This is a genomic window from Nocardia camponoti (assembly GCF_014646135.1).
Taxonomy (GTDB): Bacteria; Actinomycetota; Actinomycetes; order Mycobacteriales; family Mycobacteriaceae; genus Nocardia; species Nocardia camponoti.
The window spans coordinates 1,094,138-1,116,538 of the sequence record NZ_BMMW01000001.1 but is presented as its reverse complement, the minus strand read 5'-3'; the positions used below and the strand labels follow the sequence as shown (position 1 = coordinate 1,116,538).

Here is a 22,401-nt window from a genome sequence, read left to right as displayed (position 1 = left end):
GTTTTCCGAACACCACGCGCCGGGCTGGTCAGGACGTGAAAGATTTGCTCAACCCCTCGATCGCAGCGGCGTGCGCTGGGTCTTGAGGCGCGGGTAGTGTCGCCGGCCGATCGCCCCGGTGCGGCTGATGCCGAACGGGTCGTCCGGATGCTTCAAGCCGACCCGTGGATGCGGTTCACCGAAATCGGTCGACGGGTGCTGCGCATGCTCGGCGGTCTACCTCAGGATCCAGGCTCGTGGGTCTGTATGGTCGACGCTCTGCCCTCGCACTGCGCCCCGGCGATTGTAGAGCTGGCCCGGAGGCATTCGCAGAACTGGGCGGCGTTCGCCCAGGCCGTCAGCCAGCGCGAGGAACTCCGTCGTAGTCACGAGCCACGGGTCGTCTAGTCGCGGAGCCGTTAAGCGCGGAAGTTCCGCACCCGGCCGCTTGACCATCACGTCGACGTATGAAACGTGTTCTAACTCAATCTGGGTTGCCACATTGGCTGGAGTATCGGTGTTTGCCTGCATGTATTGGAGTAGAGCCGGAAGAACATCGACATGAATGAGAACACGTTCTATTCTTGGGCTGTCAATTGAACAGCAGGAGAGGTAGTCAATGAGTCATAGCGTCGAGCAGGTTCTGTCAGCGGTCGAAGAACTTCTCCCCACGCTGCGGGAACGCGCCGAGGAAGCAGAAGACCTCCGTCGTGTGCCCGAGGCCTCAGTGAAAGCGCTCGCCGACACCGGGTTCTTCAAGCTGTTACAGCCGAAGCGCTATGGAGGACATGAGGCGCACCCCGTTGCCTTCTACACCGCGGTCAAGAAGATCGCATCGGCATGTGGTTCGACGGGGTGGGTCGCTGGCATCCTCGGCGTGCACCCGTGGAACCTTGCACTGTTCGACGACGCGGCTCAGCAGGAGGTGTGGGGCGTGGATCAGAATGTGCTGATCTCCTCGTCGTACGCACCGATGGGAAAGTCTGAGGTTGTTGAGGGCGGATACAAGCTTTCCGGGAGGTGGAGCTTTTCTTCCGGCAGCGACCACTGCACGTGGGCGCTGCTCGGCGGCCCGGTCATGAAGGACGGCGAGCCTGTAGACCTCTGCACCTACCTGGTTCCGATTAGTGACTACAGCATTGTGGACACCTGGGACACTTTCGGCCTTCGCGGTACCGGTTCGAATGACATCGTCGTAAAAGATGTCTTCGTGCCGGAGCACAGAGCATTGAGCTTCCGGCACACCGCCAAATGTCAGGTTCCTGGTCAAGCCGTCAACCCGGGACCGCTTTATCGGATGCCGTTCGGGTCGATCCACCCTTCCGTGATCGCCGCGCCGATTATCGGGATGGCGACTGGCGCATACGATGCCTATCTTGAGCATCAAGGGCAGCGCGTCCGCGCGGCATACGCTGGCGAGAAAGCCAAGGACGACCCGTTCACGTCCGTGCGCGTCGCCGAGGTTGCGAGTGAAATCGACGCCGCGTGGCTACAGCTCACCGATAACATTCGGCAGGAGTGGGAGTTTGCGCAACAGGGCGAGGCGATTCCTCTGGAGTTGCGACTGCGGGTCCGCCGTGACCAGGTCCACGGCACGCAGCGGGCGGTCGCAGCTATTGACAAGATGATGGACAGTTCGGGCGCCCGCGTGATGTTTCGGGGTGCCTCGCTGCAACGGTTCTGGCGTGATGCGCATGCTGGCCGCCTCCACGCCTCTAACGATCCTGAGCGGTCGTACCAGATGTACGGTGCCAGCGAGTTCGAGATCTTCGATGGAAACGGAATGTACTAGCAGGCCAAGACAATGAAGGTTCGTACAACCCTAGTTCGGTCGGTGGTTCGCGCAGGTTGACAGTTGGTGGCGATGCGTTGATCGACCGACGTGAGACCCTGTCAGGGAGGATTCTGCAAGGCTAAGGCCTAGGTTCGAGATATGACTCCCGCCGATTGAAACCAACTGGGTCTACACCCGGCCCCGATCTTCCCGGATCGAGGCATTTCGTTGTCGCACCCTGCGCGCAACGCAGCAGTTTACGTACGGCCAATCCGTCAGGCAGACTAGTCGCATGTCGGATCACCGAGCCGCGCCATTTAGCTTTGCCGAGGTCAGGCCCTATGAGGTCGTTAGCTCCTTGGCGGATCTACACGGCCCGGAGCATGGGGTCCTGCGTCTGCCGACGGAACTCGCTTGGGGCGGACGTACTGAGTTCGATTTGGATGACTCGTACGACCGCACTGCCGCGTACAAGATTGTCCTGGAGGAGGGGACCGACCGTCATTTGCGTGAACTCATCAGCGGTCGGCTCCTCGCCGCGATTTGGGCGCAAATGCGCCCGGCGCGGCAGGTTCGCGCATTGTGGGAAAAGCAATTCCCGCAGCTGCGCGCGGGCGCCTAGTGGACGATCGCCAGCTTGACCTGGTCCGCACCGCTCTCCATACAATTGGCAACCGGGGATTTGTGCTGGGAGGCGGTCACGCGGTCGCCTTGCATGGAATGGGCACCTCGGAATTCGCTTTCTCGCGGGAGATCGGCATGGCACCAGGCCGGTACCGTCGCGGCCACGCGACCTCTGTGTGATCCGGCCGGGCAGCCAAACTCCTTGGTCTCACACTGTCCAACGAGTTTCTCGTTCGGCAAGTATCGGCTCTAGCCGTTACTAACCTCAAGCAGTTCTGGGTAGCCCTTCCCTGTTATCCGCACGGCGGCCGTGTACATTCCGGGCGGAAGCAAGTCTGGACTGACGTAGGTCGAGTCGATCACTTCGTTGCCCTTGAGGAAGACCAGAACATTCCCGCGACTAGTGAACGTCTCCTCCATTTCAACGGCGGTCCCCACTTGTTTTTCGACGTACTCGCGGCTCACCGGGTGTTGAGAAATATAGACTCGGTCCCATCCACGCTTGGTGATCTCAGCAAGCTGCACGACTCCTCCATGGGCGCGGAGTTCGGCCAATTGCCTTGAGAGAGCGGTGTTTTCGCGCAACCCGCTTGAGCATCCGGAGATTGCCAGTGCGGCAATAATGGTTATAGCCCACGCGAAACTATTTGCTCGCACGAATAGTTGCTTCGGTCCCATGGATCACTCGCACCGCGTTCCACAAGCGACGACGTCGACGATGGCGTCGATGTAGCGCGGGTCAATTGCCAACCCGCGCAACACTAAACGTGCCCACAATGCCCCCGCTAACAAATCGATCACCACACCAGGATCGATATCGGCGGAAACCTCCCCGCGCGCAATTGCCCGGTCGAAAATCACTCGCTCACGCTCAAGTCGCTCGCTGAAGAATTGGTGACCAGCGGCGGCCAGTGCGGGGCGCGATGCCGACGCCGACAGCACCGCCGCCGCGATCGCCGCAGTCTCATCGGCGGTCAGCAGCCGGGCGATCTCGCCAGCGAGAGCCGTGAGATCACCACGGAACGAGCCGGTGTCGGGGATAGAAATCTGCAGCGGCGCGGCGGCCGTTAGCGCGGCGGCCAGGAGCGCGTCTTTGGAAGGCCACCAGCGGTACAGCGTCGTTTTGTTCACCCCCGACCGCTGGGCGACCGCCTCCATTGTCAGCTCGTCATAGCCCGAATCGGCGAGAAGGTCGATGGCGGTCAGGTAGATCGTTTCAGCTTTGCGCGGGCCTGCGGCGGGGGAGTCGGGCACGCTTCCACCCTACAACGCAACGTTGCGTTGCATTCCCACCTGAGCTACGTTGAATGCAACGCAACGTTGCGTTGCAATTCGCAAGGAGGGGTTCGCGATGTCAAACCATCGGCCGGTAGTTCTCGTTCACGGAATCAGGTTGAGCGGTGCGGCCTTCGTGGCTGTCGTCGATCGCATCAGCGAGGATCGGGCGGTAGTCGCGGTCGACCTGCCGGGGCATGGAAAGCGTCGCGGGGAACGGTTTACGCTCGACGGGGCAATCGAAACAGTCGGCACCGCAATAGATTCTGTTGGTGGTCAAGCGCTAGTCGTCGGCCACTCCCTCGGTGGATACGTGAGCATCGCGACAGCAGCTAAGGCCCCCGACAAGGTTGCCGGGCTCGTCGTAGCAGGTTCAACCTGCGTGCCGACCCGAGCCCGCACGCTCCCGTTCTCGGTGATGCATCGGGTTCTGTCAATGCGATCCGACGGTGGCGACCGAGCCAGCGCACGCCTTTTCGACGCGATACTTCCGCCGCAGGTGGCAACCGCGATCAGCGCCGCAGGCATCGCGACCGAGGTAATCCCGGACGTTGTCGTCGAACTCAGCCAATTCGATCCGCTCTCGGCGCTCGCCGCATACTCCGGCCCGGTTTCGTTATCAACGGCCGTCGCGATCATTTCCGGATAAACGAAGGTCGCTTCATGCGGGCGTGCAGAGCCGGTCGATTGACCGTGGTCCCGGGCGCAGGCCACTACCTCCCGCTCGCTGACCCGGATCGCTTCAGCAGCCTTATTCTGGCCGAGCAGCGTGCGGAAATCCGTAACCGATGAATTCGGCGGCCGTCCGTCGTCTACACCGCATCGGTCTGGGTTTACATCAGTGGGAGGCGAGCGGTGAGCAGTACCAGGGTTTTGGTGGCAGGGGCGAGTATCGCAGGACCGGCGCTCGCGCACTGGTTGCATCGGCGCGGGGCCGAGGTCACCGTCGTTGAACGTGCGCCCGAACTGCGCCCCGGCGGGCAGGCTGTTGACGCGCGCGGCATCGCCAAAGAGGTGATCCGGCGCATGGGCATTGACGACGCGGTGCGCGCGGCGTGCACGCGAACCCTTGGCGGGCACAATGTCGACGCGGACGGCAACATTCTTGAGACTTACCGCGTCGAAGATAATGAGGGCGACGGCTTTATCGCCGAGATCGAAATTCTGCGCGGCGACTTTTCCCGCGTCCTTTACGACCACACACGCGACAACGTGGAGTACATCTTCGGCGACCACATCGTCGACCTTGTTCAAGACGCTGACGGTGTCGACGTGGTTTTCGCGAGCGGTGCTGAGCGACGCTTCGATCTGGTGATCGGCGCTGACGGATTGCATTCGGCATTGCGCGCCAAGGTGTTTGGCCCGCACGAGCAGTTCGTCCGCCACCTCGGTCGCATGCTCGCGTTCTACACCGTCCCCAACGAGTTTGGTATTGACGGCTGGCTGCTCGACTTTGTCGACGCTGGCCGATCGGCTGGTTTGCGTCCGGTGCCCGATGCGTCCAAGGCGATGGCGGTGCTGTCGTTCGAGTCGTCGGATCTCGACATCGACTACCGCGACATCGCCGCCCAAAAACGTTTGCTCCGTGAGCAATTGGCGGGCCTTGGCTGGTTGACCGCAGACCTCCTCGCACACCTTGACGACGCGCCCGACTTCTACCTTGACCAGGTCGCCCAGGTGGTGATGGACCGCTGGTCGAATGGACGAGTGGCGCTGCTCGGCGACGCGGCATTCAGCTCGTCGCCGATGTCGGGACAGGGCACCAGCTTGGCGTTGATCGGCGCGTATGTGCTGGCTGGCGAACTGGCCGCCGCGAATTGGGACCCGAACGTCGGCTTCGCGGCCTATGAGCAGCGGATGCGTCCGTGCGTTGAGGCGAACCAGGAGATTGGCCGGTTGCACACGCGGAGTCGCGACGCTGACGTCGACTTCGCAGGGGAGTGGTTCGCCGATTTAGTCGACCGCGCTCTGAACGGCGTTGAGTTGCGCGACTATGACCGGGACTAGCTTGCCCAGCGGGTTTCGCCTACCGCTGGGAGCGAGGGAGCGTAGGGAGGGCACGGGTACCCCAGTACCGCGGTACTGGGTGCGCCCCTGAAGCTTTGGGGATTTTCCGCCGGTCGGTCGGTCGCTTCGGTCGGTTCGGTTCGCACAGGACGCCGGGTATTACTCGGCCGGTCCTCGGGACTGGGTACGTTGGGCAGAGTCCTGCCGTTGGACGCGGTGCGCGGGGAACCCGGATGCTGTCCGACGGTGAGTCCCGCAACAACGCGGGAGCGCTCCGAGTCCGCCTTTACGCGCGACTCCACCTCATCGGAAATAGGTGCGGTGGCCCCTCTAACGGGCGACGGCACTGCCAGTGAGGCAGCCCAACCGTGGGACACGACGGTCGCAGCGCGGCAAGGGGGAAGGTGGCTGAATAGCCGAATGCGGTAGGCTGCGCCTACGGCGATCGGACTGCCTGTATCAGTCTCCGCCCAGGGCCTCATGGGAGTTGCAACCTCCCGTGGGGCCTGACTTGTACTGCGAGAGTAGCACATTGGCTAACTTGTGGTTTCGGATGTGGGTTCGCTATCTACGCAGGTGCGGTCCGGTTTTGGGACTGGATCGGGCCGCGAGAAGTTGGACGAGCGATCATCAGGCTCTCAGGTAAACAAACGTCGAGAAGGAAAATCCCGGAGAGCCTGATGATCTTGTCAATGCGTGCGTAGGGCGAAACTAGATCGGCTGAATCCGGCGGCGAAGCTCGGATGCGAGCTGCTCGGGGCCCGTCGGGGTGAAAACCGTGTCAGAACAACCCTCGTCGACGCTGATCAAGTACCGGCCACTCGACCGCGCCCCAGCGACGTCGATCCAGCTCAAGTAGGTCGGGCCGTACGCGCGCGGATGGTCTAAGCGGATCGCACCCTCGGCGGTGCGCGGCTGCCGCAGCAGGACTCGCATACGTTCTTCCACGGTAGGGGCCGCGCTGGCGTACGACGACGGTTGTTCATCGCCGCGAACACGAGGGGTGTAGCCGACGAGCAAACCGGCGTTTCCGGGGTTCGCCTCGGGAAGAGTAAAGGCGAAGGAGCGCAATAGATCTGGGCGCCGGACGACTGCAATCCGCACGTTCGCGCCGAAAGTCGGCTCAGCAGAAGGTGATTGGACGAGAAGTACGTTGCGGTCCCTGGTCGCGGCGGCGATGGAGCGAATTCGATCGCCAGTAGCGTGGACAAACCCACTGCCCGTGATCCGGACTTCGGCTTCGACGATGGCGCGTAGAGCGGGCCGTGGATCGTTCGCGTCGCCACGCGGAAACTTTGCGGCGAGAGCGCGGCAATGATCGTCGTATTCGGCTGCGCTAGTGAGAGATTCGCGTACGTCGATCGGATCAGGGAACGCATCGAGGTCGGCGTCGAACCATAGCCACGCGAATTCGTCCGAGGTTAATTCCCACGAAGTAAAGACGGTCACGGGCGGGGCACCGGGGGTTGCGTGTCGTCGGCCATGACTGGACCGGCGCCGGTCAGTGAAACTGCCAATTCCACCGGAGCAGAACGAGTCTCGCTCGCGTTCGGTTGACGTTCCGCCTCGGGTTGAGGCTGGTCGCTGAGCGCCGGGTCGTCAGAAACGGTGGCTGCGTGAACCGGGATAGGCGGTTCGGTGCGAGCGGGTTCCCCCGTGGTGCCGAGACGCGGCGGAGAGTCGGTTCCCATGTTCAAACGGGGACCAGCGGCACCCGCGGAGGCTGGACTCTGCGCCGACGAGTCAGTCGGACGCGGGTTGAAGCTTTCCGACGGCGGAGGCTGAGCCGCGACGCCCTGCGGTGGCAAATTGAGCTGGCTGGACGGTATGGGGCCAGCTGCTTGCTCGCGCGCGGGCAGGGTCTCGGCTGACGCCGGCGTTGTGGCCGAATCCGCTTCGCCGCCAATCACTCCGCTGTAGGCGACGATCCCGTCGGTCCAATCTGGGTGCACACCGCGCAGGTAGTCGGGTGCGTAATGCTCGGACTCATCGTCGCGATTAGCGCCGCGTCCAGCGGCACCAGGCATTCCGGGCATCATCGATCGCCCGTCTGCCGCCCCTCGGCCTCCGGAGCTCGTCGCACCGACCGGAGTTGCGCCGGGCGCGCCCGCGCCGCCGGGGATCGCGCGACCCGCTGTCGGCGCTCCTATCGTCCCGCCGAGTCCGGGTGACCCGCCAGGGCTGCCTCCGCCAGGCGCCGAGCTTTGTCCGCCGGGGACAGCGGGGCTTGAGCCCGGAGTCGTTGCGCCGGGTTGGGTGGACGCGGGGGTCGTCTCCGCGGGTGTCGTGGCCGGGGCGTCGGAAGGCGTCGAATCTTGTTTCGTATCAGTATTTTTGGGAGCGTTGGTGTCGGCAGGCGTTCCGGTGAGAGCTGTGGGCTGCTCGGGTGTACTGGCCGGTTTCTGGCCCGCGTTGGGCACGCCTGAGCCACCGCCGTCGCCGTTCGCGCCAGGTCCGGCGGGCTGACCGCCTGGGCCGCCCGCCGCAGCGACCTCAAGGAATGCGGGAACTCCCGCGCCAGACGGAGGAAAGACCGGCGTGTACATCGAATCGAGCGCGCGAATCATCGCATCGCGACGTTCTTTTTCCGCGTTGCGGTTCTTCTCGTCTGTTTCGGGATTACTCAATCCGGGCAGAATTGATTGAGTCGGATTGTCGGGGTCGATTGCACCAGTCGTCACAGCGGGGCTCTGTTGAATTGCCACCTTCACCGTTTCGGCGGCCCATCCGACGGCCTCGATCCGATTAAAGACGGATTCGCACACCAACCCGACTTCTTGCACAAGTTTGGCGAACCGTTCGGTAGCAGCTTGTCCAGCGTCGGCGGTCGCGCCCTGCCATTGGCCGCTATTGAAGATGCGGTTCATCCCAATCAGATTGAACGACCCAAGGTTGACCAGCCCCGAATAAACTTCGCGCCAGGTTTTCGCGTGCCCGAGAATGCCAGCGGGATCGAGGCCGCCGCTGCCGTGCACCGCCGCGACGATCTGATCGGCGCTGTAACCCTGAAATCGGTCGGCGCTCGCGACGTAGTCGGGATCAGTGCCGTGACCACCGGTTTGCAGCGCGCGATCGTCGGTGGTCGCGCGGGCACGCGCACCTTCGACCTTCGTTGCCGCCTCGGCGAGGCTCAACACATTCGGCAGAAATCCGCCCGCGCCGCCGGGCTGTTGTGGAGCCATTTCGCGATCCCCCCGGGTCGTTGAGTATGCGTGAACAAGCTATCAGGAGGGTCCGACGTATTGGTAGGGTGCGGCTATCTAACCGAGCAAGGGGGGCGTGTGGCCGCGACATTCGACTACGGAAAACAGAGCGTAGCCGCGTTTAACGAGGCGGCGCGAGCTGGGACTTTGCGGTATGAGCAGGGGGCGGCTGAGCAGGCGGGGCGGATGTATCACGACATGGCGGACGGGTTGCTTGAGCTTCGCGCGAAGATGCAGCAGTTGCCACAGTCCGATGGATACGGCGGCTTCGAGTCGGGGCGGCAACTCCAACAGGGTTTCGGGTGGAAGGCCGCGGAAGCGATCCGCATTCTCGACCAGCTCATTGAGGGCGCGTTGAGGCTCAAGGAAGCGTACTTGCGTGCAGGTGGCATGGTTGAGGCAGCCGACGAGGCCAACCGCGCTGCGATCGCCCATATCAACGAGGGGCTTGACGGGAAATGAACGTGCAACGCGCCTGCGTGACTGCCGTGGCCGGTGTCGCCCTCGCCGGATTATTAGCAGCGTGCGGTCAGCCCGGTGGCGACCCGGAACCTGGAACGGCGTCCGCTTCGGCCAGCACGTCGAAGCAAATCAAGGTCACGGCCGCGCCGCCGACTTCCCAGATCAACGAAGGCGGACGAAGCGATATAAAGTTCGACCCTTGCACCGAGTTTGATGATCTGACTATCACTCGTGCGGGATTTAACCCAGACAGTCGAAAACGCTCGGACCAGATCCACAATCAGTATGCGTTTGTCGGTTGCTCCTTCAACTTGAAAGAGCCTCGGGGCAGTCTCGGCGAAATGACAACCGTTCGGTACTCCACAGTCTGGACCAGCAACATCAGCCTTGCTGAATTTCGGAAACGCTGGGAGGGGAGTGCCACGGACACACAGGTGGCGGGCCGCCCGGCAATCCAGTACACCCCGGAGAGAAAGTCGTGCTCGATGGCAATCGAATTCCCTGGCTTCGTGTTGGATGTGACATCGAGCTCCGGCCTGTACACGCAGGAAGCGCCTTGCGACAATCTCCAAAACGCGGCGACCGTTTTGGAGGCCGCCGCTACGGAGACGGTTGGGCGATAGCCCGATCATTCAGCGAAGGCCGCTACGCCCTCGCTTCACTCCCACCCAGGCGTGAACGGCTCAACCACAGGCGCTTCATCAACGCGACGCTTGGGCGTAGGCACATCGCGCGTGCCCCAACGCTGTTCGAACCACTGAGCGCACGGCGTCTCGTCAACTGCGGACTTGCTGGGCGCGTAGAAAGTCACAGTGTCGATCACGAACACTATCCCAGTAGGCCGTGAATGGCGATTCGGCGCCTCGGGTTTCACTAACGGTGATAGTGGCGATTTTGTTGTTCCTGTCCCGTTCCCGCGATTATCAAACGGGAGCGGGCTGCTCGAAACGAGTACGTCGACGACATCGAACGTCTCCGCGATATTTTCAGCATCCGGATACGGGTACGACGAACCGTCCTTGCGCGCGGTGCCGGTCAGGTCTCGGCATACATAGTACGCCTGGTGGTCCCCGAGCGACTTTCGCTGGATCACATGGAAATAGGCGGTCCCAACACCTTCGACCAGACGAGGGCGTCCGGGCGTGTACCCGCGATTGCGGGACAGGCGAGCGAGATCGGAAAATTCCGGGAACCCAGGGTAGGTGTACTCGACTCCGAGATATTCGCCCACGAGGTTGCTTTCTATCGCTGCGCGAGCGGATTTCAGGCCAGCGGACTGCAAATCAACGTTAGCTTCCGCACTCCACCGGAAAGAGATATTGAATGCTGGGGCGGCTATTTGCTCATCCGATGGCCGGTCGCATGCAGCGGTTAATACGCAGGCGGTGGCCATAGATAGGGTGACAGCTGCTCTCATGAAGCCCTGTTTCTTCATCCGCGTAGAACCTTATCCTCGTACTCTCCCGGGTCGATCGTATAGTCGTCCAGGTGAATGTTCTTTTGAGCCTGCTCGTTCGTGAAATTCACATAGTTCACGCCGGTCGCATCAAGCCACTTTCTCGAAGCCCAACTGAATTCATCAGCTGATCTCGGGCCAGAATCCAGGATCTCTTGAAAGCTGGCGAGCTTGCCGTCGTGCAACCAGGCTGCTGGCAGTGGGCCAGCGCCAGAAGGCGGATTGGTGAAGAAGTCCGGGTCCGAGCGCGCCAAGCCCTGCAGCATCGAGTAGTAGCGTTGGCTCGCGGCAGTGTCGGGATCTACCCGATAATAGGCCTCGGGAAGTTTACCTTTCTCGGGCTCAATTCCCTGCTCGATTAACTGTGAAGCAATGTCGACAGCCGCGCCAGCGCCTGGAACTCTTCCGACGCTCTCGGAGAGGATGGAGGTACCGATACCCAGCGCGAGCGTCTTTTTCTCGGCTGCTTCTTTCTTCGCCTCTGTATCGCTGAGTCCGCGGTCGTAGGCCTCTGCTTTGATTCCCTGATCTTGATATCCGAGTAGCCGGGCGGCCGCGTCTGCGTAGCCGATTTGCCGATTTTCGGATTTATCGTCGAGGTATCCGAACTGCGCGGCGTACTGGTTTGTTTTGTCGTTGAGCGCGGTGTTCCAGATCACCCCCGAATCAGGATCGGAGTTCAGTAGTGCGGACAAACGGATGGCTTTCAGGTCGCGGTTGTCTCCACGACCCAGAATGTCGCCCGATGTTGGGATTTCCGGTGCCTTAGCGATCGAGTCCAGATACGGCACCATCGACTTCGTAATCTGCTGCGTCAGTCCAGGATTCACCTGTCCCAATGACTTATCATCCTGACTACCGATGTTCATGTAGGACTCGAAGTTGCCCTTGCCCGTCATCAGTTCCGTCAAACCTTGCGCAGCCCGACCAGCCAATTTCGACTCATCAACCGTCACGCCCGGATTTCCATCCGTTCCCGGGACCGGAATCGCATCCTTGCCGATCCAACTGAACATCTCCGGCGCAGAACCGTCCGGCTTGCTGTCGCTCCAGTCGTACTGAAGCAGCGGCTTCATCACCTTGTTCGGGTCGTAGTCCTTATCGAGAGGGACCTCACCCGGCTCGGTGTGGCCGGTCAACAACTGCGTCATCGAGGTGTGGTTGCGGGCTCCCGCCTCGACATAGTCGCGCATCGTCGATTCAAGCGCGGGGTTGTCGGGATCGAGTTGACCGAGCGTCGATGCCTGTCGAATCATTTCCCGACCGAACTCGGTACCGGGCGTGTAACCGGGATTCGCCTCTCCGATCAGGTCGCTGAGCTTCGCGGAATCCGCAAGGAATACCGCCTTATTCCAATCGCTTACCTGCGGATATCCAAGCGCGTTTCCATCACCGCCCGGGCCGGTAACTCGCGTGGAAATCACGTCGCGAATTTCTTTCGGCAAATTCTGATAGCTGCCGGGTGATTGCAAGCTCCCGTCGGGATTTCGGCCCGTTCCGATCTTCTCGTTCGAGAGCACCATGAGCCCGTTAGCAAGGGAGTCTCGCCGCCCTGCGGCTGTCACATTGCCTGCGAGCTCTTGCTCTTTCAGCCGTTCGCTCAGTGCGATCACACCGTCTGTTCCAGCGGCCTTGTAGAACTCTCGGTAGTAGTCCTGCACGGACGCGGGCAATGTCGAAACCTCGCCCCCTGCGGCCAGCGCGGTCAGTTGTTCGTCGGTAAGTACGCCGACGGGTAGGTGGCTGGCAACTTCGTCCAAGATCGCGTTGTCGATCTTGCCGTATTTGTCGCCAGCGTCGCGCACGCGCTTGCCGTCTTCTTCGCCGAGTAGGCCGGACCGACTGAAGTCGTCGTCGGTGGCGTCGACGCCGCTGCCGAACTGGTCGCCCCGCACTCGAACCTCTTGTGCGGCAGTACTTATCGCGGTGGCCGCTTCGCTGGCGGCGGTCATCATGCTGTAGTACGCGGTGTTGATCAGACCTTGGTGGTGATTAAGTCGCTCGACAACTTTCTGTCTCGCTTCGTCGTCACTAACCGTCCCGTCAGCAGACACGGCCCATTTCTCATCGACCTTCAAGCGAATGGGCGATTCGGCGTCGTGTTCAGCATCGGCAACGCGGCCAAGGAGAATGCGTCGCTCGTTGGCGAGACGTGTGTCTGCCGCGCGCAGTGCCGCCGCGATGTCGCGAATTTCGATGGAGAGATAACGTCCCTGCGTGTCTTCTTCGGTAAAGCGGTCTGCGGCAGCATCTTTCGCCTTGCCGGTCCACTGCGCGTTCGCGAACTGGCCAGTAATCGTGCCGAGCTTGGCTTCGTATGCTGCGACGTTGGTGTCGATCGCGGTCGCCCATTCCGACAACTTCGCGGTATTCCACGCGTCGACCTGCGAGCGACTCGGCATCAGCGCTCACCCCGCGCGACAAAGTCCATGGTGTCGAGTCGCTTCTTGAATTCCTCGTCGGTGAGTTGCACCGCGCTGGCGGATTCTCGGACGAGCGTCGACAACTTCTGTAGCCGCTGCGATGCCCGCAACCACGCGCCTTCGACAAACTCGCCAGCCTGTGAGCAGGCGGCTCCCAGTTGGCAGCCAGGAAGCGCCGCCCCGATCGTGTCGCCTAGCGTCCGGACGTCGAGGTTGTCGATGTCAGTCGCGGCAGTTCCGACCGTTGTCGCAAGTTGATTGAGATTATCGATATCGACCTTCAGCATGCCCGCCCCGTCTAGTGGTCGGCCCCTCAGTCAGGACCACTCATAGTCGCAGGGCATCGTACTCGCGCGCTATCGGCGTGGCTAGCCCGGCTTGGCGCTTGCCTCATTCGGCGGTTGCCGCTACTTCCACGCTCCCAATTCCTTCACCATCGTGAAGAGTCGACTCGCTAGCTCGTTGGATTGAGCTTGGGCGAGATCGTCGCCGCGCGTGCCGGTTGGGTCGATTCCCTCGTCGTAGAGGTACATAAACCCTTTCCATCCGTTTAGCTCGACGTAGAAGAACCGGTTGCGGGACCCAGAACTGTTCTGGAAGACGGTCTGAACCTTTCCATCCGTTCCACTCGCGGTGACGTCAATTGTTTGATAACCGGCTGGCGGGGACCACGGTTGGCGGCGTGAGAATGTCAGGGTCATGATGCGTTCGGACGTTTCCTCCCGCAGTACCCTGCACGTTGTCTCGCGTGCGATGAGCACATTTGGATCTTGGGTCACATCGGAGATGTCGGATTTAACCTGTGGAATCAGGACCTGCTCCCGCGCAATAGACTCACCGACTGCGCACACTTCGCCCACGGTGTGTTTGGAGTCGACGGCGACTGGTGGTTGGCTGCTGCCACATCCAGCCAGCAAGGTGGTGATGACGCTCGCCACCAGGAGGAGCTTGGTTTTTCGCGGCAAAACGCTAACGGCCGTCGCATCACTGGTGATTTCTACGTCCACGCCCCTAATTCCTTCATCATCGTGAACAGTCGACTCGCTAGCTCGTTGGATTGAGCCTGGACGAGATCGTCGCCGCGCGTGCCGGTTGGGTCGATTCCCTCGTCGTAGAGGTACATAAACCCTTTCCATCCGTTTAGCTCGACGTAGAAAAACCGGTTGCGGGACCCAGAACTGTTCTGGAAGACGGTCTGAACCTTTCCGTCCGTTCCACTCGCGGTGACGTCAATTGTTTGATAACCGGCTGGCGGGGACCACGGCTCTTGGCGTGAGAGCGTCAGGGTCATGATCCGTTCAAGCGTTTCCTCCCGCTTTACCCTGCACGTAGTCCCATGTGCGATGGGCAAGTGCGGGTCTCGGACCAAACCGTCAGTGCGGGACGCAATCTGTGGGATCAGGACTTGCTCCCGTGTAATCGACTCGGCGACCGCGCATACTTCGCTCCTAGCATGTTTGGAGTCGATAGCGATGGGAGACGGGTCGCCGCCGCATCCAACCAGCGGGATGGTGATGACGCTCGCCGCAAGAAGGAGCTTGATGGTTCGCGGCATCATGACTCACCTTCGGATGGAACGAGCTTGCCACTCAAGATAATTGACGCCCGCCACGGTATCAGCGAGGCTCTGCGTCGGCCAAAGTAGTAAGAGTCGTGCGATTAGGCATCGCATGATGGACTTCAGCACATGACTGATCCGGACGAGGTCGCCGAGCAAGTCCTACTTGAAGCGTATATACGTGCTCGCGGCTACGCGCGCACACTTTCGGGCATTGGGAACGAAATGAGTAACTCGCCATCCGTCATCGAGTTCATCGCTGATGCCCTGACGAACCTTGAGAAGCGGTGGCCTGGGCGGGAAACGGACAGACGTCACCTGGCCCGCCTGAGCCTGATAAACGCGCTGAACCGCAAGGAATCACGGAACACCGCTGCGGTCCCCGCCTTGATTAGTCAGTTCGACCACGCGAAGCCTGCGCATCCTGACGTGCGGTGGGCGGCAGGTAACGCGCTCTACAGCATTCCCGCTGGGAAAGAGTATTTCGCAGAGCTGGCCGCGATCGCCAGGGACCGCGGGTTCGGTACGGACCGTCAAATGGTGGTCAACTGGCTCGGTAAATCCCGCCACCCCGACGCCGCCGCAGTCGCCCTCGCTCAACTCGATGACGAGTCAGTCCAAGGGCACGCCTTGGATGCCCTGTCGAAGCTTCGTGCGCAGGGTGTCAGCGAGCGGGTCGAGCCCTTTCTGACGTCAGAGTTCCCCTGGTTTCGCCGTAGCGCCGAGCGTGTCATCCGCTACGACGAAGATTGACAGCGGGACGCAAGCATCCGACGTGGTCAGCTAGCGGTCGCGCCAGCTCACGACCGTTTCGTGTTATGGCGCGGGTACCATAACCAGCATGGCGTTAAAGAAAACTACGGTTATGGTCGATGAGCGCGACCTGGAGCTGATTAAAGCTGCGGCCGCTCGCGAGGGGCGGCCGGAATCCGAGCTTTTTCGCGAGGCGTTCCACCTTGCCGCACTGCGTAGCCAACGGTGGGCCGACGAATGGGATATTCCAACCTTCGACTTCGGCGGGCCGGTTGGTCAGGCCGGAGTGGAGCGGGCGGTCAGCGAGGGTATTAATGAGGGAGAGGGCTCGGTGCGCGAGTGATCGTGGTGGGGGACACTTCGGGTCTTGTCGCGGCCTTCAATCCGGCGGACGAAGAACATTCGCGGGCGCGCGCGGTGTTGCAGGAGGCGGCGCTGACGGTGCTTTCTCCTCTCGTATTGCTGGAAATCGAGCATGTGACAACGCGAAATATCAACCGTGACGCCGCGTACGCGGTCAATGACTGGTTGCTGGCGCAGGAGCGAGGCGGGCGGATCGCGATCGCCGAAGTCACCGCCGAGGTGCTAAGGGTCGCCCGGCAGGTTCAACGTCGGTATGCCGCACTGAAATTGGACCTCACCGACGCGACGAACGTGGCGCTGGCCGAGCGATACGAAACCGCCGATATTCTGACTCTCGACCGCAGGGACTTCCGGGCGGTCGCACCTCTGACGGCACATGACGCCTTTCGCGTCTTGCCCGACGACTTTTAATTGATTGCCCGCCTCGCTCAGCGAGTCGCGACGGACTTCAGGCACATGACTAACACAGACGAAACCGCAGGTGCGCGACTGTTTGTCGACTATCGGCGTGCTGGCGGGTACGGCAACGCCTTCTGGGAGATCGGCGACCAGCTGAGTTACACGCCGCCGGTCATCGAGTTGATGGCTGAATGGCTCACTGACCTCGAACAGCGGTGGCCGGGGCCTGAAACCAACGATCGACGACTCGCGCGCATCAGTTTGACGAAGGCGTTGAACCGAAAGGAATCGCGCACAACCTCAGCGATTCCGGCACTCATCAGTCAGTTTGACCATGAGAAGACGATGGCCTCGTCGACACGGTGGGCGGCAGGCAACGGCATTTACAGCATTCCGGCCGGGAAAGAATATTTCGAGCAGTTGGCTGCCATAGCTGCAGACCGAAGGTTCGGGGAAGACCGCCAAATGGTGGTCAACTGGCTCGGTAAATCCCGCCACCCCGACGCCGCCGCAGTCGCTCTCGCTCAACTCGATGACGAGACGGTCCAAGGGCATGCGCTCGACGCATTATCGAAGCTGCGCGCACAGGGCGTGAGCAAGCAGGTCGAGCCGTTCCTCATTGCGGAGTCAGCCTGGTATCGACGCAGCGCCGAACGAATTATCCGCTACGACGAGGGCTAATCGGGCAGCCTCGAACGACGTGTGCCAGCGGTTAGGTGCGCTAAGTTAGTGGGCGATCGAATGGGGAACCGATGTCTACACCTGAAACACTCACTGTCACACCGACGGAACTCGCCGACGCGGCCAAGGTCATTCGGTGCTTGATGTGACAACGACTGATGACATCGCCGCTATGCGACTCCTCGCGGATTACCGCAGCGCTGGGGGCTACGGCGACACTGTTGCAGAGATTGGCGAGCGCCCAAGCTCTGAGCTTCCTGTCATCGAGCAAATCGCAGAGTGGCTTATCGAACTCGAACTGCGCTGGCCCGGTCCTGAAACGGAAGGGCGGAGAATTGCGCGAATAAGTTTGACCAACGCGTTGAATCGCAGGGAAGCGCGTAAAACCAATGCGATCCCGGCGTTAATTAGTCAATTTGACCTCAAGAAGGAGATAGCTCCCTCTACGCGCTGGGCCGCCGGGAACGGTATCTACAGCATTCCCGCAGGGAAAGAATTCTTCGACGAACTCGCGGTCATTGCTGCAGACAGACGCTTTGGGCGCCAACGTCGAATGGTGGTCAACTGGCTCGGTAAATCTCGCCACCCCGACGCCGCCGCAGTCGCCCTCGCTCAACTCGACGACGAGTCGGTCCAAGGGCACGCCTTGGACGCCCTGTCGAAGCTTCGTGCCCAGGGTGTCAGCAAGCAGGTCGAGCCCTTTCTGACCTCAGAGTTCCCTTGGTATCGGCGCAGCGCGGAGCGAATCATCCGCTACGACGAGGGCTAATCGGGCAGCCTCGAACGACGTGTGCCAGCGGTTAGGTGCGCTAAGTTAGTGGGCGATCGAATGGGAACCGATGTCTACACCTGAAACACTCACTGCCACACCGACGGAACTCGCCGACGCGGCCAAGGTTTTTTGGTGCTGATATGACAACGACTGATGACCTTGGTGCGGCGCGGCTGCTAGCGGAGTATCGCAGCGCTGGCGGACACGGAAGCACCATATCTGGAATAGCCGACTCGCTACACTATCCGCCGTTCGTTATCGAACTCATGGGAGAGTGGCTTATCGACCTTGAGCAGCGGTGGACCGGACCTGAAACTGAAAAAAGGGCATTGGCGCGACTGAGCCTGATTGAAGCGTTGAATCGCAAGGAAGCACGCAAAACCATTGCAATTCCGGCGTTAATCAGTCAATTCGACCATGAGAAGGGGATCGATCCCTCTACGCGCTGGGCCGCCGGGAACGGTATCTACAGCATTCCCGCAGGGAAAGAATTCTTCGACGAACTCGCGGTCATTGCTGCAGACAGACGCTTTGGGCGCCAACGTCGAATGGTGGTCAACTGGCTGGGTAAATCCCGCCACCCCGACGCCGTCGAAGTAGCGCTCGCTCAACTCGATGACGAGTCGGTCCAAGGGCACGCGCTCGACGCATTATCGAAACTGCGCGCACAGGGCGTGAGCAAGCAGGTCGAGCCGTTTCAAAGCTCAGAGTTCCCCTGGTATCGGCGCAGCGCCGAGCGCATCATCCGCTACGACGAGGCCTAATCCCGGCTCACCAAATCGCCCGCGTCGCGGTAAACCCCTCCAAGGGCTCGGCGCGAATCGCCCCGTTTTCCAGCGCATACGGCTTGAGCACGCCGATCGCGGGACCGTTCGCGTGCTCGATGTGCACCTCGATCCCGCTCATCCCAGTTTCGGGCAGCGACACATCGGTTGCGACGGCCGCGGCGCGAATCTCGGTGCGCATGTCCTTGAGCGCGTCGAAGGCGAGCTTTTGCGCCTGTCGCGCGTCGCCTGTTGCGAAACCGAAGAGTTTCGTGCGACCGTCGGCGTCGATAGCCAAACCGAACGGAACGAACTCGCCGCTCTTAGTTAAGTGCTCTTCGGCCAGGTCCAGTGCCGCGTCGAGCAGGTCATCCATGTCGTCTTGGACAGCTTGCGGGGTGGTGTCGCGCCAGGACATCGGTGCGTTCTCTTTCCGTCGGTCTGGTCGCCCCTTGCGGTCAGACGTTGCCAGTCGTCATCGTACGCAACGCCCCGTGGGCGCACGGCCTTGCGACGGGGGCGGGGGAGCGGGGCTGTCGGTCGTCCTCTATACAGTTCTGTTGGGCTCCCTCAAGCAGAACAGGCAGGTATCGGGCTTCGTGATCACCGGTGACATTAAGAACAAGGTCGACGCGGTTTGGGACGCGTTCTGGACCGGCGGTATCTCCAATCCCCTCGAGGTGATGGAGCAGATCACCTACCTGCTGTTTATCCGCAGGCTCGACGACGAGCAAACCCGCGCGCTAGAAAAGGCGAACCTGTTCGGGGAGAAGCTTGAGGGCAACCCGTTCCCCGAAGGCGACGACGAGCTTGGTCGCCCCTACAACGACCTCCGTTGGTCGGTGTTCCGAGAACTCCACGCCGACACCATGTTTGAGATCGTCGGCAACCGCGTCTTCCCGTTTATCAAAGAAATGCGCGGCGAGGACTCCACCTACGCGCACTTCATGAAGGACGCGCGGCTCACGATTCCCAACGCGGGCATGTTGCAGCGGGTGGTCGACCGCCTCGACAAGGTGCCGATGGAAAATCGCGACACCAAGGGCGACATCTACGAATACCTCCTCGCGAAAATCGCGTCGGCTGGGCAGAACGGCCAGTTCCGCACCCCGCGCCACATCATTGAGCTCATGGTCAACATGACCGCCCCCAAACCCGGCGACACCATCGTCGACCCCGCGTCGGGCACCTGCGGCTTCCTCGTTGGCGCGTCGGAGTATGTGCGCGCCAATTACGCCGACGAAATCGGCGCGGACGTGGGCAAGCACCAGTACCACCACGAGATGTTCCACGGCTTCGACTTCGACAACACCATGCTGCGCATTGGTTCGATGAACATGCTGCTGCACGGCATTGAACAGCCCGACATCCGTTACCGCGACTCCCTCGCCGAAGCCAATACCGGTGACGCCGAAGCCTATTCGCTGATCCTCGCCAACCCGCCGTTCGCCGGTTCGTTGGATTACGAGAACACCGCGAAAGACCTGCAAGACATCGCGAAGACGAAGAAAACCGAACTGCTGTTCCTCGCGTTATTCTTGCGACTGTTGAAGCCCGGTGGTCGCGCCGCGGTGATCGTGCCCGACGGGGTGCTTTTCGGCTCATCGAAGGCGCACAAGGAACTTCGCCGCATTCTGGTTGAAGATCAGAAACTCGACGCGGTGGTGAAGCTGCCGTCGGGCGTGTTTAAGCCGTACGCGGGAGTTTCGACGGCGATTCTGTTCTTCACCAAGACCAATTCCGGTGGGACCGACCACGTTTGGTTCTACGACGTGCAGTCCGACGGATGGTCGCTCGACGACAAACGCAACCCGCTGCTCGACGAAGACAAGCTGGGCGTGCTCGCCGAACTGACCGACGCCGAACTCGCTAAGAACAACCTCCCAGATGTGTTGCGCCGCTGGTCTTCTCGTGAAACGAGCGAGCTGGCGCGTGCGCGCACCGAACAGAGCTTCTGCGTGCCGCGCTCCGATATCGCCGCACAGGGATACGACCTGTCGCTGAACCGGTACAAGGAGATTGATCACGAGGAAGTTGAGCACCGGTCGCCTCAGATCATCCTCGACGAGCTTGACCGTCTTGAGAATGAAATCGCCGACGGGATGGCGCAGCTGCGGGAGATGCTCGCGTGAGCACGCCGAAGATCGTGTCTGTCGAACAGATTGCCGAAGTCAAACTTGGGCGTCAGCGGTCGCCGAAGAATCATGACGGCCCCAAAATGCGGCAATACCTGCGCGCGGCGAATGTTGGCTGGGGTGGCCTTCTACTCGATGACGTTAAGACGATGAATTTCACCGACGCTGAGATGGTCCAATTCCGTTTGGAGCCAGGCGACATCCTGTTGAACGAGGCGTCGGGCTCGCCTCGCGAGGTGGGTAAGTCCGCGATATGGGGAGGCGAGATCGACGAATGCGCTTTTCAGAACACACTTTTGCGTGTTCGCCTGCATGACGATGCGGTCGATTCGCGCTACCTGCTGCACTTTTTTCGCCGAGAAGCGGAGACGGGCGCATTCGTGCGGGGAAGTCGAGGCACCGGCATCAACCATCTCGGTCGGGCTGCACTCGCGAAATGGGAAGTGCCGCTTCTTTCGATCGAGGAGCAGCGGCGGATCGCGGCGATCCTCGACCACGCCGACGCCCTCCGCGCCAAGCGCCGCGAAGCCCTCGCCCGCCTCGACGAGCTGACCCAGTCGATCTTCATCGACATGTTCGGCGCGTATCTCGCGGGCGAGCAGAGGTGTGAAGTCCGGCCGCTATCTGCAGCTGTGCAAACTGGAACGATTGTCACTTACGGCATCGTGCAAGCCGGGGAGGAATACCCGGGCGGTGTCCCGTACATCCGCACTGGGGACATCTCTAATGGTCAGATCGCAGCGAATTCATTGCGACGTACCGATCCTGCGCTCGCGGCAAAGTATGAGAGGTCGAAAGTTCAGCGGGGAGACATCGTGATGAGCATCCGCGCCACGGTGGGAACCACTGCAGTAGTTACCGACGAACTGCACGGCGCTAACCTCACGCAGGGGACCGCCCGGATTTCGCCCGGTGACGACGTCGACGGTGCGTACCTGCTGGAGTTTTTGCGGAACGAGAAAACGCAGCACTGGATCTCGCGACAGGTGAAGGGAGCCACGTTTCGGGAGATCACACTTGCAAGACTGCGCGAGCTTCCTGTACCCCTTCCCCCGTTAGAGTTGCAGCGCGCATTTGGGATTCGGGTCGCCAAGTTGGCAGAGGTAGACAGCCGGAATCGGGTGGCTCTAACCGAACTCGACACCCTCTTCTCCTCCCTCCAATCCCGCGCCTTCCGGGGCGAACTTTGACCGAAACCAACGCCTCCGCAAGCGAAGCCAATTTCCTTGCGCTCCAACAAGACCCGTTCTTCGAACCAGCAGCAGACCTTATCGCCGACTACCTCACCGACGCTTTCGACAAGCCGGCGAGCGGTGAGGTCGACCGCTGGACGCTCAGCGCGCTCCCGTCAACGAACCGCACCGCCGAGCGCGAGCGGCTGTTCACGTTGAATGTCGGGCCAATGGAGGTGCTGTTCGTCGAACGGTTTCTTGAGGACGGCGAGATCGTGGATTACCGCGTCGCGCTTTACGTTTCAGCGTCGGCGCTCACCGCGACAACGTCGCGCACCATCGACGAGCTGCGAAATACGCTGCCGCTCTTGCGTTTCGAGCCATCCGGCCTGGCATCGGCGGACGGCGACGGCGTCCTCATCGACTGGTTCGTCTCCGACGAGGGTGCCGACGACCAGTTCTTCACCCTCCCGCTAGCCGCCGCGATCCGCCCCCTCGCCGACCACCTCGTAACCAAGGGTCGCGGCCCCTACGCGCAGTACCACAACCGCCCCTTCGCCTCCGAAGTCCTCACCCGCGTCGGCGGCGCGTACGCGTGATT

The 22,401-nt window shown here is 61.3% G+C and carries 26 protein-coding genes; 16 read left to right on the top strand and 10 right to left on the bottom strand.

All coding sequences use genetic code 11. The annotated features are described in order from the left end of the window. Positions 1 to 147: 147 nt before the first annotated feature. The 3 genes from IEX78_RS24880 to IEX78_RS05140 all read left to right on the top strand — a co-directional run bounded on the left by IEX78_RS24880 (position 148) and on the right by IEX78_RS05140 (position 2,375). Entirely contained in the window at positions 148 to 387 is a 240-nt protein-coding gene (locus IEX78_RS24880) for a hypothetical protein (protein WP_505806207.1), read from the top strand. Positions 388 to 598: 211 nt separating this feature from the next. Beyond that, positions 599 to 1,771 (top strand): 3-hydroxy-9,10-secoandrosta-1,3,5(10)-triene-9,17-dione monooxygenase oxygenase subunit, encoded by a 1,173-nt coding sequence (gene hsaA / locus IEX78_RS05145; RefSeq protein ID WP_188827626.1) that lies wholly within the window; start codon positions 599 to 601, stop codon positions 1,769 to 1,771. 274 nt (positions 1,772 to 2,045) lie between these two features. Continuing rightward, on the top strand, positions 2,046 to 2,375 hold the full coding sequence (locus tag IEX78_RS05140) for a transcriptional regulator (RefSeq protein WP_188827625.1): 330 nt from the start codon (positions 2,046 to 2,048) through the stop codon (positions 2,373 to 2,375). 251 nt (positions 2,376 to 2,626) lie between these two features. Here IEX78_RS05140 and IEX78_RS05135 read toward each other — a convergent pair whose 3' ends face one another. Together IEX78_RS05135 and IEX78_RS05130 are read right to left on the bottom strand one after the other, a co-directional pair. Further along, positions 2,627 to 2,902 (bottom strand): hypothetical protein, encoded by a 276-nt coding sequence (locus IEX78_RS05135; protein WP_188827624.1) that lies wholly within the window; start codon positions 2,900 to 2,902, stop codon positions 2,627 to 2,629. Between the two features lie 156 nt (positions 2,903 to 3,058). Further along, positions 3,059 to 3,631: a TetR/AcrR family transcriptional regulator gene (locus IEX78_RS05130; protein ID WP_229683718.1), complete on the bottom strand. Its 573-nt coding sequence runs from the start codon at positions 3,629 to 3,631 to the stop codon at positions 3,059 to 3,061. A 157-nt stretch (positions 3,632 to 3,788) separates the two neighbouring features. Here IEX78_RS05130 and IEX78_RS05125 point away from each other — a divergent pair, with 157 nt between their 5' ends. Together IEX78_RS05125 and IEX78_RS05120 are read left to right on the top strand one after the other, a co-directional pair. Further along, positions 3,789 to 4,301 (top strand): alpha/beta hydrolase, encoded by a 513-nt coding sequence (locus IEX78_RS05125; RefSeq protein WP_229683717.1) that lies wholly within the window; start codon positions 3,789 to 3,791, stop codon positions 4,299 to 4,301. Between the two features lie 206 nt (positions 4,302 to 4,507). Further along, positions 4,508 to 5,659, top strand: a complete 1,152-nt coding sequence (locus tag IEX78_RS05120) for an FAD-dependent monooxygenase (protein ID WP_188827623.1) — start codon at positions 4,508 to 4,510, stop codon at positions 5,657 to 5,659. 711 nt (positions 5,660 to 6,370) lie between these two features. Here the strand turns inward: IEX78_RS05120 and IEX78_RS05115 are convergent. Continuing rightward, on the bottom strand, positions 6,371 to 7,108 hold the full coding sequence (locus IEX78_RS05115) for an ESX secretion-associated protein EspG (protein ID WP_188827622.1): 738 nt from the start codon (positions 7,106 to 7,108) through the stop codon (positions 6,371 to 6,373). Further along, on the bottom strand, positions 7,105 to 8,841 hold the full coding sequence (locus IEX78_RS05110; protein WP_188827621.1) for a hypothetical protein: 1,737 nt from the start codon (positions 8,839 to 8,841) through the stop codon (positions 7,105 to 7,107). The genes IEX78_RS05115 and IEX78_RS05110 overlap by 4 nt, the downstream gene beginning before the upstream one ends. Before the next feature lie 99 nt (positions 8,842 to 8,940). Here IEX78_RS05110 and IEX78_RS05105 point away from each other — a divergent pair, with 99 nt between their 5' ends. Together IEX78_RS05105 and IEX78_RS05100 are read left to right on the top strand one after the other, a co-directional pair. Further along, positions 8,941 to 9,324 (top strand): hypothetical protein, encoded by a 384-nt coding sequence (locus IEX78_RS05105; RefSeq protein WP_188827620.1) that lies wholly within the window; start codon positions 8,941 to 8,943, stop codon positions 9,322 to 9,324. Continuing rightward, positions 9,321 to 9,947, top strand: coding sequence for a DUF3558 domain-containing protein (locus IEX78_RS05100; protein WP_188827619.1), 627 nt, complete (start codon positions 9,321 to 9,323; stop codon positions 9,945 to 9,947). The genes IEX78_RS05105 and IEX78_RS05100 overlap by 4 nt, the downstream gene beginning before the upstream one ends. Before the next feature lie 35 nt (positions 9,948 to 9,982). Here the strand turns inward: IEX78_RS05100 and IEX78_RS05095 are convergent, their stop codons facing one another. The 5 genes from IEX78_RS05095 to IEX78_RS24495 form a co-directional block, all read right to left on the bottom strand. Further along, on the bottom strand, positions 9,983 to 10,759 hold the full coding sequence (locus IEX78_RS05095; protein ID WP_188827618.1) for a hypothetical protein: 777 nt from the start codon (positions 10,757 to 10,759) through the stop codon (positions 9,983 to 9,985). Further along, the gene (locus IEX78_RS05090; protein WP_188827617.1) at positions 10,756 to 13,182 is read right to left on the bottom strand and encodes a TPR repeat domain-containing protein; all 2,427 of its coding nucleotides are present in this window, start codon (positions 13,180 to 13,182) and stop codon (positions 10,756 to 10,758) included. Before IEX78_RS05090 ends, IEX78_RS05095 begins: the two co-directional genes overlap by 4 nt. Continuing rightward, positions 13,182 to 13,490: a type VII secretion target gene (locus tag IEX78_RS05085; RefSeq protein ID WP_188827616.1), complete on the bottom strand. Its 309-nt coding sequence runs from the start codon at positions 13,488 to 13,490 to the stop codon at positions 13,182 to 13,184. Before IEX78_RS05085 ends, IEX78_RS05090 begins: the two co-directional genes overlap by 1 nt. Before the next feature lie 120 nt (positions 13,491 to 13,610). Next, a complete protein-coding gene (locus tag IEX78_RS05080; protein ID WP_188827615.1) occupies positions 13,611 to 14,210 on the bottom strand; it encodes a hypothetical protein in 600 nt (199 codons plus the stop codon). After that, positions 14,201 to 14,326, bottom strand: a complete 126-nt coding sequence (locus IEX78_RS24495) for a hypothetical protein (protein WP_268240874.1) — start codon at positions 14,324 to 14,326, stop codon at positions 14,201 to 14,203. Before IEX78_RS24495 ends, IEX78_RS05080 begins: the two co-directional genes overlap by 10 nt. 564 nt (positions 14,327 to 14,890) lie before the next feature. Here IEX78_RS24495 and IEX78_RS05075 point away from each other — a divergent pair. From IEX78_RS05075 to IEX78_RS05050, 6 genes are all read left to right on the top strand, one after another. Next, positions 14,891 to 15,514, top strand: a complete 624-nt coding sequence (locus IEX78_RS05075) for a HEAT repeat domain-containing protein (RefSeq protein WP_188827614.1) — start codon at positions 14,891 to 14,893, stop codon at positions 15,512 to 15,514. 88 nt (positions 15,515 to 15,602) lie between these two features. Beyond that, a complete protein-coding gene (locus IEX78_RS05070; RefSeq protein WP_188827613.1) occupies positions 15,603 to 15,857 on the top strand; it encodes a ribbon-helix-helix protein, CopG family in 255 nt (84 codons plus the stop codon). Continuing rightward, complete coding sequence (locus tag IEX78_RS05065; protein WP_188827612.1) at positions 15,854 to 16,288, top strand: type II toxin-antitoxin system VapC family toxin; 435 nt, start codon at positions 15,854 to 15,856, stop codon at positions 16,286 to 16,288. The genes IEX78_RS05070 and IEX78_RS05065 overlap by 4 nt, the downstream gene beginning before the upstream one ends. A 45-nt stretch (positions 16,289 to 16,333) precedes the next feature. Then, entirely contained in the window at positions 16,334 to 16,957 is a 624-nt protein-coding gene (locus tag IEX78_RS05060) for a HEAT repeat domain-containing protein (protein WP_188827611.1), read from the top strand. A 136-nt stretch (positions 16,958 to 17,093) separates the two neighbouring features. Further along, positions 17,094 to 17,726, top strand: coding sequence for a HEAT repeat domain-containing protein (locus tag IEX78_RS05055; protein WP_229683716.1), 633 nt, complete (start codon positions 17,094 to 17,096; stop codon positions 17,724 to 17,726). A gap of 143 nt (positions 17,727 to 17,869) precedes the next feature. After that, positions 17,870 to 18,493 (top strand): HEAT repeat domain-containing protein, encoded by a 624-nt coding sequence (locus IEX78_RS05050; protein ID WP_188827610.1) that lies wholly within the window; start codon positions 17,870 to 17,872, stop codon positions 18,491 to 18,493. A 7-nt stretch (positions 18,494 to 18,500) separates the two neighbouring features. Here IEX78_RS05050 and IEX78_RS05045 read toward each other — a convergent pair whose 3' ends face one another. After that, the gene (locus tag IEX78_RS05045; RefSeq protein WP_188827609.1) at positions 18,501 to 18,911 is read right to left on the bottom strand and encodes a hypothetical protein; all 411 of its coding nucleotides are present in this window, start codon (positions 18,909 to 18,911) and stop codon (positions 18,501 to 18,503) included. Positions 18,912 to 19,092: 181 nt separating this feature from the next. Between IEX78_RS05045 and IEX78_RS05040 the strand changes: the two genes are divergently transcribed. From IEX78_RS05040 to IEX78_RS05030, 3 genes are read left to right on the top strand one after another with little or no spacing between them, the layout of a single operon-like run. Further along, entirely contained in the window at positions 19,093 to 20,625 is a 1,533-nt protein-coding gene (locus IEX78_RS05040; RefSeq protein WP_188827608.1) for a type I restriction-modification system subunit M, read from the top strand. Then, a complete protein-coding gene (locus IEX78_RS05035; RefSeq protein ID WP_188827607.1) occupies positions 20,622 to 21,818 on the top strand; it encodes a restriction endonuclease subunit S in 1,197 nt (398 codons plus the stop codon). Before IEX78_RS05040 ends, IEX78_RS05035 begins: the two co-directional genes overlap by 4 nt. Beyond that, positions 21,815 to 22,399, top strand: coding sequence for a hypothetical protein (locus tag IEX78_RS05030; RefSeq protein ID WP_188827606.1), 585 nt, complete (start codon positions 21,815 to 21,817; stop codon positions 22,397 to 22,399). The genes IEX78_RS05035 and IEX78_RS05030 overlap by 4 nt, the downstream gene beginning before the upstream one ends. Positions 22,400 to 22,401 lie beyond the last annotated feature (2 nt).

Bases quoted from the DNA above. Each gene is read 5' to 3' on its own strand.
- IEX78_RS24880 (WP_505806207.1), top strand. From the start codon at position 148: ATGCTTCAAGCCGACCCGTGGATGCGGTTCACCGAAATCGGTCGACGG.
- hsaA (WP_188827626.1), top strand. From the start codon at position 599: ATGAGTCATAGCGTCGAGCAGGTTCTGTCAGCGGTCGAAGAACTTCTC.
- IEX78_RS05140 (WP_188827625.1), top strand. From the start codon at position 2,046: ATGTCGGATCACCGAGCCGCGCCATTTAGCTTTGCCGAGGTCAGGCCC.
- IEX78_RS05110 (WP_188827621.1), bottom strand. From the start codon at position 8,841: ATGGCTCCACAACAGCCCGGCGGCGCGGGCGGATTTCTGCCGAATGTG.
- IEX78_RS05100 (WP_188827619.1), top strand. From the start codon at position 9,321: ATGAACGTGCAACGCGCCTGCGTGACTGCCGTGGCCGGTGTCGCCCTC.
- IEX78_RS05095 (WP_188827618.1), bottom strand. From the start codon at position 10,759: ATGAAGAAACAGGGCTTCATGAGAGCAGCTGTCACCCTATCTATGGCC.
- IEX78_RS05090 (WP_188827617.1), bottom strand. From the start codon at position 13,182: ATGCCGAGTCGCTCGCAGGTCGACGCGTGGAATACCGCGAAGTTGTCG.
- IEX78_RS05085 (WP_188827616.1), bottom strand. From the start codon at position 13,490: ATGCTGAAGGTCGATATCGATAATCTCAATCAACTTGCGACAACGGTC.
- IEX78_RS24495 (WP_268240874.1), bottom strand. From the start codon at position 14,326: ATGTACCTCTACGACGAGGGAATCGACCCAACCGGCACGCGCGGCGAC.
- IEX78_RS05075 (WP_188827614.1), top strand. From the start codon at position 14,891: ATGACTGATCCGGACGAGGTCGCCGAGCAAGTCCTACTTGAAGCGTAT.
- IEX78_RS05070 (WP_188827613.1), top strand. From the start codon at position 15,603: ATGGCGTTAAAGAAAACTACGGTTATGGTCGATGAGCGCGACCTGGAG.
- IEX78_RS05060 (WP_188827611.1), top strand. From the start codon at position 16,334: ATGACTAACACAGACGAAACCGCAGGTGCGCGACTGTTTGTCGACTAT.
- IEX78_RS05050 (WP_188827610.1), top strand. From the start codon at position 17,870: ATGACAACGACTGATGACCTTGGTGCGGCGCGGCTGCTAGCGGAGTAT.
- IEX78_RS05045 (WP_188827609.1), bottom strand. From the start codon at position 18,911: ATGTCCTGGCGCGACACCACCCCGCAAGCTGTCCAAGACGACATGGAT.